The organism is Lewinella cohaerens DSM 23179 (assembly GCF_000379805.1).
Classification (GTDB): Bacteria; Bacteroidota; Bacteroidia; order Chitinophagales; family Saprospiraceae; genus Lewinella; species Lewinella cohaerens.
Genome location: NZ_KB903544.1, coordinates 23,306 through 37,485 on the forward strand (window position 1 = coordinate 23,306; position 14,180 = coordinate 37,485).

General features: G+C 43.6%; 12 protein-coding genes. 6 read left to right on the top strand and 6 right to left on the bottom strand.

Annotated elements, in window-relative coordinates:
- The first annotated feature begins 71 nt into the window (after positions 1-71).
- Both A3EU_RS0113515 and A3EU_RS0113520 read left to right on the top strand, forming a co-directional pair.
- The gene (locus tag A3EU_RS0113515) at positions 72-1,295 is read left to right on the top strand and encodes a hypothetical protein (protein ID WP_020536708.1); all 1,224 of its coding nucleotides are present in this window, start codon (positions 72-74) and stop codon (positions 1,293-1,295) included.
- 57 nt (positions 1,296-1,352) lie between these two features.
- Positions 1,353-2,453, top strand: coding sequence for a glycosyltransferase family 4 protein (locus tag A3EU_RS0113520; protein WP_020536709.1), 1,101 nt, complete (start codon positions 1,353-1,355; stop codon positions 2,451-2,453).
- Between the two features lie 111 nt (positions 2,454-2,564).
- Here A3EU_RS0113520 and A3EU_RS0113525 read toward each other — a convergent pair whose 3' ends face one another.
- From A3EU_RS0113525 to A3EU_RS32815, 5 genes are all read right to left on the bottom strand, one after another.
- On the bottom strand, positions 2,565-3,146 hold the full coding sequence (locus A3EU_RS0113525; RefSeq protein WP_026211389.1) for a pseudouridine synthase: 582 nt from the start codon (positions 3,144-3,146) through the stop codon (positions 2,565-2,567).
- 65 nt (positions 3,147-3,211) lie between these two features.
- Complete coding sequence (locus A3EU_RS0113530; protein ID WP_020536711.1) at positions 3,212-3,763, bottom strand: PepSY-associated TM helix domain-containing protein; 552 nt, start codon at positions 3,761-3,763, stop codon at positions 3,212-3,214.
- Between the two features lie 24 nt (positions 3,764-3,787).
- Positions 3,788-4,627, bottom strand: coding sequence for a 2,3,4,5-tetrahydropyridine-2,6-dicarboxylate N-succinyltransferase (locus A3EU_RS0113535; protein WP_020536712.1), 840 nt, complete (start codon positions 4,625-4,627; stop codon positions 3,788-3,790).
- Positions 4,628-4,764: 137 nt separating this feature from the next.
- Positions 4,765-5,571 carry a hypothetical protein gene (locus A3EU_RS0113540; protein ID WP_156825759.1) on the bottom strand — a complete coding sequence of 269 codons (807 nt, stop codon included), beginning with the start codon at positions 5,569-5,571 and terminating at the stop codon, positions 4,765-4,767.
- Between the two features lie 5 nt (positions 5,572-5,576).
- A complete protein-coding gene (locus A3EU_RS32815) occupies positions 5,577-6,236 on the bottom strand; it encodes a hypothetical protein (RefSeq protein ID WP_020536714.1) in 660 nt (219 codons plus the stop codon).
- Positions 6,237-6,324: 88 nt separating this feature from the next.
- On the opposite strand from A3EU_RS32815, the gene A3EU_RS0113550 reads away from it, so the two are divergent.
- From A3EU_RS0113550 to A3EU_RS0113565, 4 genes are all read left to right on the top strand, one after another.
- Positions 6,325-6,750 carry an HIT family protein gene (locus A3EU_RS0113550; protein ID WP_020536715.1) on the top strand — a complete coding sequence of 142 codons (426 nt, stop codon included), beginning with the start codon at positions 6,325-6,327 and terminating at the stop codon, positions 6,748-6,750.
- A complete protein-coding gene (locus A3EU_RS0113555) occupies positions 6,740-7,762 on the top strand; it encodes an SGNH/GDSL hydrolase family protein (protein WP_020536716.1) in 1,023 nt (340 codons plus the stop codon). The genes A3EU_RS0113550 and A3EU_RS0113555 overlap by 11 nt, the downstream gene beginning before the upstream one ends.
- Before the next feature lie 138 nt (positions 7,763-7,900).
- Positions 7,901-9,355, top strand: a complete 1,455-nt coding sequence (locus tag A3EU_RS0113560) for a hypothetical protein (RefSeq protein ID WP_020536717.1) — start codon at positions 7,901-7,903, stop codon at positions 9,353-9,355.
- Positions 9,356-9,560: 205 nt separating this feature from the next.
- Positions 9,561-11,903, top strand: coding sequence for an efflux RND transporter permease subunit (locus A3EU_RS0113565; protein ID WP_020536718.1), 2,343 nt, complete (start codon positions 9,561-9,563; stop codon positions 11,901-11,903).
- Between the two features lie 393 nt (positions 11,904-12,296).
- Here A3EU_RS0113565 and A3EU_RS0113570 read toward each other — a convergent pair whose 3' ends face one another.
- Complete coding sequence (locus A3EU_RS0113570) at positions 12,297-14,090, bottom strand: hypothetical protein (RefSeq protein ID WP_156825760.1); 1,794 nt, start codon at positions 14,088-14,090, stop codon at positions 12,297-12,299.
- Between the last annotated feature and the right edge of the window lie 90 nt (positions 14,091-14,180).

A 14,180-nucleotide genomic window follows, 5' to 3' on the forward strand; every position in this document is an offset into this window, starting at 1 on the left:
TCTTTTTCTTACTAAACCTTAAAACAAATTGGATCATCTTGTTTTAGCTCGAATACCAACGACGAATAGCTATGCAAATACAAGAAGTAACGACGCCTGCACACTGGCGAATTTTCTATCAGGTACCTCATTATATTTATGCCAATGATCCTCATTGGATCGCTCCCTTGGAAGGCGATATCGATAAAATATTTTCCCCTGCATCCAACAAGGCTTTTGAGGAGGGAAAAGCAAAGGTTTGGGTACTTCTTGATGCTGCGGGTAAAGGTATCGGCCGTATTTCTGCCTTTATCGACGGGCGGAGAAACGCAAAAATTGGTCGCGAGGATGGCGGCATCGGTTTCTTTGAATGTGTCAATGATGACGAGGCTGCCAAGCTGCTTTTTGACACTGCTGAGGCATATCTGGCAGCGGAGGGAATTAGCATGATTCACGCGCCCATCAATTTTGGGGAGCGCGATAAATTCTGGGGTCTACTCACAAAGGGATGGTATCCGCCGCTTTATCACGAATATTATCATCCACAATACTACCAGCGGTTTTTCAACGCACGTAACTACCAGCCGCAAGAGCAGGTCTTTACTTTTGGTGGTAAAGTGGAGAACTTGGCCTTTGAACGGCTTACGCAAATTTCAGGCAGGGTACGCGAACGGTACAATGTACAATCAAGGGTGATCAATCTTCGTGACTTGCGCACCGAAGGGGACCACATGGCCACAGTGTACAATTCTGCCTTTGCCAATATGCCACACTTCAAACCTTTGGAAGGCGAGCAGATTTACAAGATGTTGAAAATGATGAAGCCCGTCATGGACCCCAATCTTACCTGTATTTCCTTTGCAGGCGATGAGCCGGTAGGCTTCTGTGCCCTGATGCCTGATATCAACCGTTCACTCAAATTTGCGAAAGGAAAACTGAGCTGGTGGAAGATGCCCCGCTTCTTGTACAATTTGAAATACAGCGGACAGCCCAATATCGTAAAGGGAGTTGCTTTCGGTATTCATGCCGATTACCAACGCCGTGGCGTCTTTTCTGAGATGGTCGACTTCCTCACCACAGTAGGTGATGGACACAACCTGAAAACGTATAAAGAACTGGGGCTCGCGACGATCCGAGGCGGCAATTATGCGATGCTGAAAAGTTCTACCGCAGCCCTCAATGTTTTCGTTGAGCGCGTGCATCTTTCTTTTGTGAAAATATTAGATGAAACCCCGTATGAGCCTTACGGAAGCTCCGATGTGAGTGAAGTGCCTATGGGAGAGGTGCCGCCAGAGGGTATTTATCCGAAAGGGTAAAAAGGTGTAAGGGTTAGGTGAGTGTAAGGTTGTAAGCGTTAAAAAAAAAATAGGAGCATGCGTATTCTGGTCATTAGTGATTATGATGATAACTACAATGCTGTTCGCCCGGAAGGGGAATTGTTCATTGGGCTGCATCATGCAGGTGCTGATGTGCAGGTGATGACCTACGGAGATACGCCCTTTGCCCAAAAGTTTCGCGATGCCGGAATGCGGGTCATAGATTTTCACCCAAAGAAGAAGTTTTCAAAGGAAGCAGTTGCCAGAATAAGGAAAGAAATCATTGAGCAGGATCGACAGATTATCCACTTATTTAATAATAAAGCCATCATCAATGGCATCCGCGCGGTTCGTGGATTGGATGTAAAAGTCGTCACCTATCGTGGTTATACAGGAAATATCCACTGGTGGGATCCTACTAATTACCTGACTCACCTGAACCCGAGGGTTGATGCGATTACCTGCGTTTCAGGTGCCGTAAAAGAGGTTTTTGACCGGCAACTTTTTTTTCCAAAAGAGAAAGCTGTAACCGTCAGTAAAGGACATAACCCAGCTTGGTACCAGGACATACCGACAGGCGATCTCGGTGAATTTGGTTTTCCCAAAGAGGCTGTTATTGTGAGCGTGGTGGCGAATGCACGACGCATGAAGGGCATTCCTTACCTGTTAGACGCCATTGAACTACTCGCCAAAGAAAGCCCGGCTCATTTTCTGCTTATTGGTAGAGGCTTGGATGATCCTGCTACCTTAGCGACATTGGATAAGAAAGGTATCCGAAACCGGGTCGTTTTTGCGGGCTTTCGCAAGGATGTGTTGTCACTCGTCAAAGCTTGTGACCTCAGCTTACTTCCTTCCGTAAAAGGAGAAGGTTTGTCAAAAGTATTGCTGGAAAGCCTGTTTCTCGGTAAGGCTACCATCATGACCAATATTGGGGGTAATAAAGGCTTGGCCATCGATGGTGAAAGCGGCCTCGTGATTCCGCCTCGTGATCCGGCAGCAATGGCTACAGCCATAAGTAGCTTGGTTGATAATCCTGATTACCGCAAAAAAATAGGCGCTGCCGGGCAGGTTTATATTCAGGAAAACTACACTGTGGAAAGGAGTGTAAAAGAGTTGATGGAGGTTTACGAGAGATTGTTAGGGGAGACTGTTCATTAATGTGTGTCTGATGAATAATTGCCGAAATGTATCTACTTGATAACCAGTAATAAAAAAACTCTGCGGGCTCTGACGGCACTGCGCGAGACACACAATTTTGAACACTCTCTGTTAGGGGAATAGCGGAAAATCAGTCATTTCTACTACATCGCCAGCACGCATATCATTCAACATTACGCCACCAACGCGAATACGAACCAACCTCAGCGTAGGAAACCCTACCGCCGCAGTCATTTTACGAACTTGCCGGAATTTACCTTCGCTAATGGTTATCGACAACCAGCTTGTTGGGCGATGTCTTCTACGTGCGGATTTACTTGTGGTGACCTCAAAAACAGGAGCGGGGTCCAGAAGCATAGCCTTACAAGGCAAGGTGAGGTAAGCTGTTTTTCGTGCCTTTATTTCTACACCAGCCTTTAGTTGTTCAATGGCTTCCTGAGTGATTTCGCCATCCAACTCAACATAATACTCCTTTTCCACTTCTTTACTGCGTACTTGTGCACTCACCTTACCATCGGTCGTAAGCAATAACAGGCCTTCAGAATCTTCATCTAACCGTCCAATAGCCATTGTTCCCTCTGGGAAATCTTGGAGGTCACCCAATAGCTTTTTGTTCCTCCGCTTGGTTTGGTTGTTGACAAACTGCGACAAATACCCTCCGGGCTTGTGGATCGCAAAATGGCGGTGGTTGATTGTTTGGTTCGATGGTTCGATGGTTCGATGGTTCGATGGTTGGTTTGATGGTTTTGGACCGCCCCCTACTTTCGCATCCGTTTCGGCCCGTACCAGAGCCAAAACCCTGTTACTGTAAAGACCAAAAGGGCTAATCCCGCTACGGTGGTATAAAGTAATTTGAAGAATCCACTACCAAATTGCTTGTCAATGATGGAGCCATCATGAATATGTTCCAGGAGGTCGGAGCGCCGCTTGCCAGAACTTAGGAGACTGCCAGTGCTGAGATCCAGTTGCAGTTCATGGTAGTGATTTTCAAAAGTAAACTTGACAATGCCTTTGCCTGGGCGCACATCTAGCCTGTCAATACTGCTGTCTAGCTCTGGATGGAGAGAATCGATCAAAAATAGGGCACGGTCTTGTAAATTATTCAAGGCTAGCCAATCTTCTGCTTTAGCAGAACTTCCCTTCTGGGTATCGGGCAAAAGATAGCCTTTACTGTCTTTTTTCCAACCTAATAGCAATCCAGTGATACCTACAAATAAGAATACAACAAAGAGGCTGGCACCAGTCCAACGATGTATTTTCCTTACAACCCTCAGGAGTTTTGCCTGCTCTTGGCGCCGCGTAGTGCTCATTTTTTTCTCGGGACTCTTGGTTACTTACACTGCGACATTGTATTCCCGCAAAGCACTATTTAGACTAGTTTTTTTATCCGTACTTGCCTTACGCTCGCCGATAATCAATGCACAAGGTACTTGGTAATCGCCCGCGGGGAAAGATTTGGTGTAAGAGCCAGGAATAACGACCGAACGAGCTGGTACACGGCCACGGTAAGTTACAGGCTTAGGGCCGGTAACATCGATGATCCGAGTCGTTTGGGTAAGAACAACATTGGCACCCAAAACGGCTTCGCGCTCGATGTGTACACCCTCTACTACGATACACCGGGAACCAATAAAGGCATTGTCTTCAATGATCGTTGGTGCGGCTTGTGGCGGTTCTAACACACCACCAATACCCACGCCACCACTGAGGTGAACATTCTGGCCAATTTGGGCACAGCTGCCCACAGTAGCCCAGGTGTCGACCATGCTGCCACTGCCTACATAGGCACCGATATTGACGTAGCTAGGCATCAGGATCACTCCTTCTTCCAGGAAAGAGCCATAGCGAGCTAGTGCCTGTGGTACAACTCGCACCCCTTGCTGTGCAAAGTTTTTCTTCAACGGAATTTTATCGTGAAACTCAAAGGGACCCACTTCGATGGTTTCCATTTTGGCAATGGGGAAATAAAGGATAACGGCTTTTTTTACCCAATCATTGACTTGCCACTTGCCGTCTGTTTCCGGATTCTTAGGTGTAGATATCTGCTCTGCTACACGTAAGCGGCCTTGGTCGAGTTGTTCAATGACCGCCATTACAGCTTCTTGAACATTTTTGTCTTTTAACATGCTACGGTCCTCAAAGGCCGCTTCAATCAACGAACGAAAAGCTGTCATGAGTGAGATTTTATCCTTTTAAGAAAATAAACTAAGCCGACGTTTTTCAAAAAGTAGGTTCAATTTATTTTGTGCAATACTTCGGCAAATCTAGGCTTGGCGAAGTATAAAAGTGATCGACAAAGATACGAGAGATTTTATTCTTCTACTTGAGGGGTCAACGCGCCTCTGAAACCGAGGTAAAGACTGCAGTACACCCAGGGCAGAATCAAAAACAAGCCAAAGGAAACCACATTAGCTAGGCCCGGTGCTGCAATCGCTAGCGGAGATAGCAATATGCTGACTAACATAAATAGCGAGAAAAAGGTCAGCAGTAGCATAAACTGTGCTCCCCATCGCTTGGTCACCAGCCGTCTGCTTAATTCTAGTGCTTCTAGAGGGTTTGCTCCCCAAAATAAGATCAACGGATAAGCCCAACTAAAACCTACCTGGAGGTAAATGAGCGGGACCAAATTCAGAAAAAACACCGTAGAGTCGGTGCTGCTCATCTGAGGTGGTTCAGGCGGATTTACAGGGTTGTTGAGCACCTCCTGGTACCAGTCCATAAAACCAATACGCTGAAATAAATAGTAGATCGGAAGTATCACAATTCCGGTTATAAGAATACCGAGTAGATTGTTCAAAACCAAAGGCCCTGCCTGGGGAATAGCACCCCAGAAACGTTTGAAGTCCCAATCTCCTCCTTCCATGACACTGTGAGCTGCCAGGTAAAAGCCTGCATTTAGCACCGGAGAAATAATCAGGGTCAGTAATATTGTCCCTATCCAACCAAGGCCGAGAAGGGTGAAAACACTCCCTACAAAAGGCACCAATAAAGCAAAAAGAGCAAAATCTTTAAAATGCTTCCGATACAATAATAAGCCTTCCCTCATTCTTAATGAGGAGGAGTGGAAATACCCTTTACTAATCGCTTCTTCTAGTTGCGTTCTTTGTTCTGTTGTCATAATAGCTAGTACCGCTGTGTAATGGTAACGACCTTAAACGGATAACGCCTCAGGGCTGGAAGGGTTGAAATTATTTCCTGGTCGCCCAGAAGTTGTTCCATATCCTCCTCTGTAAACTGGGCAGCGTCGACATCGTACCCCAGAACAACCATGAAGTCTTTATCGGCAAAGGTGCCTCCATTCCAATTGGTGACGGTGCCGCCGTAATCCCAATCGAAGCCTGTCAGCTTAAATGGCTGCCCGTTTATTTTTTCTAAATCAGCTAGGCTACTGCCTATTTTTAGGCCTCCTTTTGTAGCCCATTCACTACCCTCCTCTTGGATGCGATACATGATTGGATACCCGTCTTCGTCAAGTAAGACCTCTACTTCTTCGGGACTGTCGGGATATAAAACCAGGCCAGGTGCAGTTTCGCCTTCTCCCAGATAAAATGCTCGCGGAGCAATGCGATTTTTGCCCAAAAGACGCATAAGATCGGCTTTCGCCAATTCATCATTAAAATCACCAAACCCTTCGCCGGGGCGAATGAGGAAAGTATTTTGCTGAGTTGGTGCTTCTTCTTCGGTCGTTTCGGTTGCTTCAGCTTCAGCATTGGCAGGAGGAGCCTCTGGTCCGCAACTCCAACAACAAATAGCAAGTAGTAACAGCAGCGTGATATTTTTCATTATGCTTAACTTTAGGATCTGAAAAGGACTTGGTTTATTCTCTGGCACAAGTTAATCATCATAGGGAACAAACAAAAAGGCAACCGCTATGAACCATTGCATTTTTTGTAAGATCATCAATGGAGAACTCCCGGCTCACCGGGTCTATGAAGATGAGCAAGTGCTCGCTTTTATGGATATTTCGCCCATTAATCATGGCCATGTGTTGATTATCCCCAAAGTCCACTACAGTGAGTTGAGAAGTATTCCTTTGGCGACTTCCATTGCGGTTTGGAAGGTGGTCAAGAAAGTAGAATACGCAATTTGGCAAACGCCTGATTTGGTTTGTGATGGGACTAATATTCTCCAAAATAATGGCGCAGCTGCAGGGCAGGAAGTATTTCATGCTCACTTTCATGTAATACCTCGCCGTGAGGGGGATGGCTCCCGCTTTGGTTTCAAGACGGTCAACAGTTCCGACCAGGTGCGCAAGGATTGGGCCGCGAAAATAAAAGACCAGATTGATGCAGCATAATTCGCGGAAGAAGAACCTGCTTTACGCGATTTATCTTCTTCTCCTTCTTCTCCCCTGTTTGGAAATAGCTTTGCTTATTCTTGGTTATCGCCCCTATCAGCAGGTAGATTTCAAAATTGAGTCTACGCCTGATCATTGCCTTATTCCTCATGCTTCACTCGGTTTTGCGTTGCATCCGGGCACTTTTCAAGTCACGATCAACGAAGGGCTTACCTATACTGCCACTCACGGTGCCGATTCTATTCGTATTGCAGCCTATGAAAAGCAGGGGGAGCTGCCTGCTATTTGGTTTTTGGGTTGCTCCTACACCTATGGCATGGGTATCGATGATAGCCTGACTTTTCCTTTTTTAGTAAATAAAAATTTACCCCAGTTAAGCGCTAAGAATTTTGGTGTGCCTGGTTATGGCACGGTTCAGAGCTATTTACAGTTAAAACAACAGCTCGCTATCCAGCCTCCACCGGCGTGGGTCATTGTTAATTATGCCGATTTTCATGACGAACGAAACGCGCTTACGCCTGCCTATCGTCGAGATTTATTCATGGGGTATCAACGATCAAATGACGCTGTAAGTACGCTGATGAAAACAGCTGCTGTTCCTTATGTTGTCACCAGTACGCCTGGTAAACAAATTCGCTTTTGCCCCTGGGACAGTATTTACCAGAATTGGCAATACCGGGAAACTTTTGCTTCCGTTAATTTTCTCCAAGATTTAAGTGATCAAAAGCAAAGCCAGCAGATTGACAAAGCAGAAGTAAATCGCTATATTTTTCAAGAGATTAAAGCCCTATGTGATTTACATAGGGTACGGCTTTTGGTCACTGGAATAACGCCTTCTTCTAAAACGAAAGAAACATTGAAAGTACTCGATGCGCTAGGCCTGGAAACCCTCGATATTTCCGTCGATCTAGCTCTGGAAGAATACCGAAACGCCCCTTATGATGACCATCCGAATGCTAAAGCAAATGCCTTTTTTGCGAAACGCATCACCGAGTTTATAAGCGGTCAATAATTTGTTCCGGCTAGGCTTATGTATCCTTAGAGCGTTGTTTTGATTAGTAATCAGGTATTTATACCCTGTTTTAGAATCAAAAAATAAAGGATTTTTGTAGAGTATTATATTCCTTAAATCCTTTACACCCATATTAAAATGAAATTTTCCACCACCTTTCTTACGAAGGTACTTGTGTTGAGTACCGTAGCTGCTATTTATCTGTTATCCTGCACTACGGAAAAACCAGATGCTACCTCCTCTTCTACCTATGATGATGTATTGATGGCCGATGCCTCAACGGCGTGTGAATGTGAAACTAGCTGGTTTCCGCATAGTCAAACACCCGCACCTGCGGAAGGCAAGGGCAGCCCATTTGACACTACGAGTACCACTAACTGCATGTTTCACCAATGGTCGTGGCAGAAGTTTTTGTATCTGACTAAGCCACAGAGCAATGGCAAGCCGCTCTTCCTGGATGAATTTACCGAAGTAGATGCTAAAATGGATGTTGTACAGCCAGAGCTTGGAGAAACACTGGTTCTTTCAAGCACTGAGCAAGCTGGCGGCGGCGGTATATTGAAAACCAACCCTCACTACAGCACAAATCAGAGCGCCGCTACGGTTTATTATTCCATCCACATGAATGCTACCATGTTTGATGCTGCTACCGCTTTTCGTACGGCTATTCTTAATGGTAGTTTACCAGCAAACAATAAAGAAACCTTTCCTATCGGTTCGGTAGAGTTGAAGGTTTCATGGGTGGATGTAAATGCGATTGACCCATCTGTTGCCGGTTCTTATTACACCACTACGGCTGCCGTTCAGCAATCAGACAATACTTATACGGTAGAGACCGTAGCATTGTTGGGGGTTCATGTAGTAGGTGTTGTCATTAATCACCCGGAGTTTATTTGGGCTACTTTCGAGCATCATGATATGGCACCGGATTTTGACTGGAATACTAGCGAGGCGAGTTCCACAACAGAAACGTTACTCTTTGAGACGGGGTCAACGAATACACTGGCGGGAATCCAATGGAATGATACTACCAAAGTACCAGTTCTGGCTAATAAAGCTTATACCCTTTTCGAATTAGGGATTCCTAGAACGACAAACAATGCCTTTGTAAATACCAGTCAGGCAGAGCCTGCGAATTATAACAACATTACAAGCATTGACAGCTGTGTGGCGGCCAACCTGCAAGATATTTGGAATAATTACTATTACAAAGGCTCTATCTGGCTAAATATGGATGGCCTCACTCCGACACAACAAGCGGATACGATCGTTTCTTTAGCTTACGGTATAGGGAACGTAGCCCCTGGAGCAATGCCCCGGGGAAGTACGGGCAACGCCAACCTTACGATGGAAACTTTTGAGCAAACCTTTGCTCCGAACATTTCTCAAACAGGTACGATTAGCAAAATTTCTAACTGCTTTTCTTGTCATAGTGGTGTTGGCTTTGCCAGCGATAAGCCAAAGTCTCCGATCTATATGAGCCATGTTTTTGACGGTTATATGCAAGCGGGTACTGGAAAAACAATGCAACAGATCAATGAGCTGAAGTTCATCCAGTATCGTGAACTGAAAGAAACCCTTACGAAGGAGTAAGAGAACACCAGAATGAGCGAGATTCTTCGCTGTTAAAGATTTGCATAGCCTCGGATTTTGCACTCACGCCTTATGTTGGTGTATGCAAGGCCCGGGGCTTTTTCGAATAAGGAATATTGCAAAGCTCCTTGATGGCGACAGGCAAATGCCAAGGCAAATGCTATTTTTGTGCTGTTTCTAATCCACTTTATTAGTAGCTAATAATTTGTCCAGACAGCCACGCATCTTCTTTTTTGTCATTGCCTTGATTACCATCGTTCAGGGGTATTTTGCTACGCAACTCAACTATGATTATAATATTGAGCAGCTCTTTCCCAAGGATGATCCTGAGCTGGCGTTTTATGAAGAAGTCAAAGAAAAATTTGCGCACCATCAGGACTATCTTATTCTTGGATTAGAGAATTCCGAAAGTATTTATCAGGGCGATTTTCTTCTCCGCTTGGATAGTTTGGCCGGTTTTCTTGAGCAGCACGCCTTGGTCAAGGAAGTCAATTCTCCGACCAATTTGCGCTACCATTTTCGTACCCCTTTTGGGATTCAGAATTCACCGTTCCTTCATCCGCATGATGTCGAACGTTACGCGGTTGATTCTGCTTTTTTACAAGCTCATCCGGATGTTTTTCCAAAATTCATCTCCAGGCAGAACGATGCTGTTTGCGTCTTTTTATTCTTGACAGAAGCTTTAAATGATCAAACCAAGGATGAATTTCGGGATTTTATCATCAAGCATACGGGTCAGCTGGGCTTTAAGCAGCCCCACCTCTACGCGGATATTTATGCACAGGACGCTTACCTTAAGGCGCTTGAGGCGGAAATGTATTGGTTATCTGGCCTAGCTATTCTATTGATTTTGGGTATTCTTTTTGTCAGCTTCCGTTCGGTGGCAGGCATTCTGGTGCCCATTTTTATTGTTGCCCTCACGATCATCTGGACGATGGGCACCATAGCACTACTGGGTGGTTCGATCAATATGATGACCGTATTGATTCCGACCATTGTGGCTATCATTTCGTTGAGCGATGTTATTCACGTTATTAATCGCTTCAACGACCATCGGGAACTTGCTAAAGAAGAGGCCATCCGATTTACCTTTCGGGAAATGCGCAGTGCTATTCTAATGACTACGCTGACGACGGGCTTAGGGTTTGCAACACTGGCTTATTCGTCGCTGCAGCCCTTTATTGAATTTGGTGTTTTTACTACGATAGGGGTTGCTTATGCTTTTTTATTTGCTATTTATCTGTTGCCGGTACTGTTGAATAAGGTTTCATCAGAAGCACTAAGTTGGAAAGGAAATCGATCAGATTCGCAGATAGCGGCCGTTTATCAATTTCTGATAAAGCAGCCACGACTGGTTTTAGGTATTACGGTTGGCTTAGTATTACTTGCGCTTGCCGGAATATCAAAGCTTCAAATCAACGCTTATCTCTATGAGGAGCTTTCTGCCAAGGATGATTTCAGTAAGACGCTCCAGTTTTTTGAAACCCGTTTTTCCGGGATTCGAACCTTCAGTATGCACTTCGAGGTTGCAGATACCACCTCCTCCATCTTGAGTCCGGAAATTTTGCAAGAAATTGACCAACTGGAACACTATCTACTCGAGGATTACGGCTTACGTGATGTTTATACCATAGCAACTCAGATCAAGCGGGCCAATCGCCTCCATCATCAGGGCCAACCGGAAGCTTATGTATTGCCCAAAGATTCTGCTTTTCTAAAATACCTTGTCAATAAGGTGCTTGTTGCGAGAGAAGACTTGGGGCTGCAATCCATTCTTACTGCCGATCATAAAGAAACCCGAATTACGGGTAAAATGGAAGACAGAGGAAGCGCTGCTACCCAGGAATTGAATCGTAAACTGGCTGCTTATTTAGACAACTCTCCTGCACAAAAGTTATTGAATATTCGCCTTACCGGGAATACGCTGCTCTTGGATAAAAGCAATCACATTATCACTTACAACCTGCTCTACAGCTTGATTTTTGCAGTAGCGGTTGTTTCCTTGCTGATGGGATGGATGTATCGATCGGTTCGTATGAGCTTACTGGCAATCCTTCCGAACTTGCTGCCACTTTTGCTGATGCTAGGCCTTATTGGTTGGACGGGGATGGGCCTGAAAATGTCTACAGTAATTGTTTTTACAATCGCTTTTGGGATTGCGGTCGACGATACCATCCATTTTATGAGCAGATTCAAAAATGAATTGGCGGCAGGCCATTCACCAGCATTGGCTATTGCCAACACCTATCTCTCTACCGGGAAAGCCATTGTGATTACGTCTATTATATTGGTGCTTGGCTTTAGCGTCTTGCTTCTCTCCTCCTTTCAGACCACCTTTACGACGGGATTGTTGGTGAGCTTAGCTTTGTTGTTTGCACTCTTCGCTGATTTGCTGCTCTTGCCGGTGTTGTTGATCTTTTATTATGGTATTGATAAAGGGGCAGCAAAAAAAATAACTCCAGCTAGCGCACCGTGCTCAGCGCAGCATGGACGTAGTAGCAAAGTGTGCCGAATTCTATTTTTTTTAAATACTGACCTGCCGTCATAACAGGAATTTTTGAAGCTTTAAAGTCCTTAAGGTTTCTAGTAATTATTATCTCTGCTTCGTTTTCCAAGGCTGTATAATATTGAAGACCATCTTCGAAATCTTTAAAATTATCATCATTCAATGAGAGTTCAACTATCTTATCCGTTAGATCAAGAACAACTACCAGTATCTTGAATTTCAATAAAATAACGCTCGCTTCTTTTTTTATTTAAAAAATGAACTTCGGCAAATCCGTTCTCGTCTTCTGGGACAAACCTATGCAGCATTAGATATAAACGTCTTTTCCATGGTTTACGAACCGCCTAGTACGGATACGTATGCTATGCTAGGTGGTGTGAGAGGGGTAAGAAAGGTCATCTTGTCTTTCTTACCCTACTCGATTAGGCATAGTAGTTATAGTCTTTCAACAACTTTTGAAAAACTCCTAATTCTTCTGTTCTTCTTCACTAACCGAAGAATCATCATTAAACTCACAAGGCTCAACTTAATGTAATCTTTCTTAAGTCTTATAGTGACAAATTCATTTTCGTGTTTACTGTGGAAGTGAAGATTTCTAGCTAGATAAACTTCATTGACAGTATTCTCTATCCATTGATCAACCTGGAGGTAAAATCTTGCTTTATCAGTCTCAAATAATTTTATAGCTTCTGCCTTTAATCGAAATAGTAGAGGGCTATTCGGTAGCGCATCATCAATATACCGATTGAACCTTATCTTGGATAATTTTTCACCCAATCCGATCTTATTTAGTATCCGAGAACCAAAGTAATGATAGTGTTCTCCACTAAACATTTGCGACTCTTTCAAATTCCATCTTAGTCCTTGTAACGTCCTGCTGATGTATCTTTCTTCCAAGTACTTCCGGTAGCACTTTACATGAATTTCTGTCAGTCTTTGTTTTTTCTCTTCAGCGGTTCCTTGAACAAATAGGACTTCCCATATGGACCAGAGTTCTCCGTAGCCTTGCAACCATTCATGATTTTGCTGTCTTCTCAATTCGAAATAGAGATCTAATAAATGCTTCTGATATGTGATCTCAGTATTCAAATTATCAATGTAGAACTCCTTCGAAAAATAGAATTCCTCCTTGTCTTCATCTTTACTGATCAAAACCTTCTTTTCAATGGGGACTAATCCGGCAAGTCCGACTTCTGGGGGTGAAAAGTCTTGCTTAAGAAGTATTTTTTGTTCTAGCTGAATACTAGGTGATATTTTTCTGTGTTTTGAATACTTTGATGATATATGTTCCAGCCAAGGGAGGGCCCTATTTATTTCCCTGTATGCTCGATGGAGATCAATAGATCGCCTTTCTTTCTCAATTGCTCTAAATTTAATTGGATAAATTGCATTGCAAGTCGAAGGAAGAACATCCTTGAATTTGTCTGGCAGAAATTGAAATAACTCGACTTTCTTCATGGCTTCATCCTCATTCCACTTGCCAAGTTTCATTTTCTTAATTCGTTGAGGATTATAAAAGGTGATTCTATCGACAACAATTTCTTCTGGCTCGATTAATTCGACACCATTAATTCGAAATACGACATATCCATTTTCTTGTTCGGAATCAAGTAAGTTTTGGATTCCTTTTATAACGGTGTGCAAAGAAAAATTTTGACACTGTTTATTAATATATTGCTCCTTGGATAATTCGTCTAAACCTTCTAATTCTATACCCCAAGGAAATTTGTCTGGCCCGAGCCGCATCAGGATCAACTCTGGAATATTTTTGATAAAATCAAGGTCGTAGCCAGCATAGTATAGTTCAACTAATAAAGCGTTAACAATGAAATTGAGATTACTAATATCACGAGATCGCAAGGGTGAATTCTTTCTTAATATCTCAAATAACTCCCCATTCAAGAGACTACCATAGGAATAATTTTGAAAAAGAAATTTTGATATTTGATTTATCAATTTCCTCATCTCCCTCTTAGTATCATCATTGTTTCCACTAAGAGATCTTAGCCGTTCAATCCTCCAACGAACCGGGCGATATTTTGATATTACCGTATCTCTGTCAAAAATATTCCTAGATGCATATTCTTTGATTCGCCGATAGGAATACTGATAGTTGTGGTCAAGTTGATCTTGCATTTTCAAAAGAAGAGATCGATGAGATTCAAAAGACAAACCGACATCAACTTCTTCTGACTCATAGGTGGAAATTATAGCTTTCCACACATCCATGACATACTCTACTTTTCTACTTACGTGCGTAAGTATATCTCCATTAGAATCCTTGAACCTTACTTTGATATACATTAATTAGTCTAATCT

Bases quoted from the DNA above. Each gene is read 5' to 3' on its own strand.
- A3EU_RS0113515 (WP_020536708.1), top strand. From the start codon at position 72: ATGCAAATACAAGAAGTAACGACGCCTGCACACTGGCGAATTTTCTAT.
- A3EU_RS0113520 (WP_020536709.1), top strand. From the start codon at position 1,353: ATGCGTATTCTGGTCATTAGTGATTATGATGATAACTACAATGCTGTT.
- A3EU_RS0113530 (WP_020536711.1), bottom strand. From the start codon at position 3,763: ATGAGCACTACGCGGCGCCAAGAGCAGGCAAAACTCCTGAGGGTTGTA.
- A3EU_RS0113535 (WP_020536712.1), bottom strand. From the start codon at position 4,627: ATGACAGCTTTTCGTTCGTTGATTGAAGCGGCCTTTGAGGACCGTAGC.
- A3EU_RS0113540 (WP_156825759.1), bottom strand. From the start codon at position 5,571: ATGACAACAGAACAAAGAACGCAACTAGAAGAAGCGATTAGTAAAGGG.
- A3EU_RS32815 (WP_020536714.1), bottom strand. From the start codon at position 6,236: ATGAAAAATATCACGCTGCTGTTACTACTTGCTATTTGTTGTTGGAGT.
- A3EU_RS0113550 (WP_020536715.1), top strand. From the start codon at position 6,325: ATGAACCATTGCATTTTTTGTAAGATCATCAATGGAGAACTCCCGGCT.
- A3EU_RS0113555 (WP_020536716.1), top strand. From the start codon at position 6,740: ATGCAGCATAATTCGCGGAAGAAGAACCTGCTTTACGCGATTTATCTT.
- A3EU_RS0113560 (WP_020536717.1), top strand. From the start codon at position 7,901: ATGAAATTTTCCACCACCTTTCTTACGAAGGTACTTGTGTTGAGTACC.
- A3EU_RS0113570 (WP_156825760.1), bottom strand. From the start codon at position 14,090: ATGGATGTGTGGAAAGCTATAATTTCCACCTATGAGTCAGAAGAAGTT.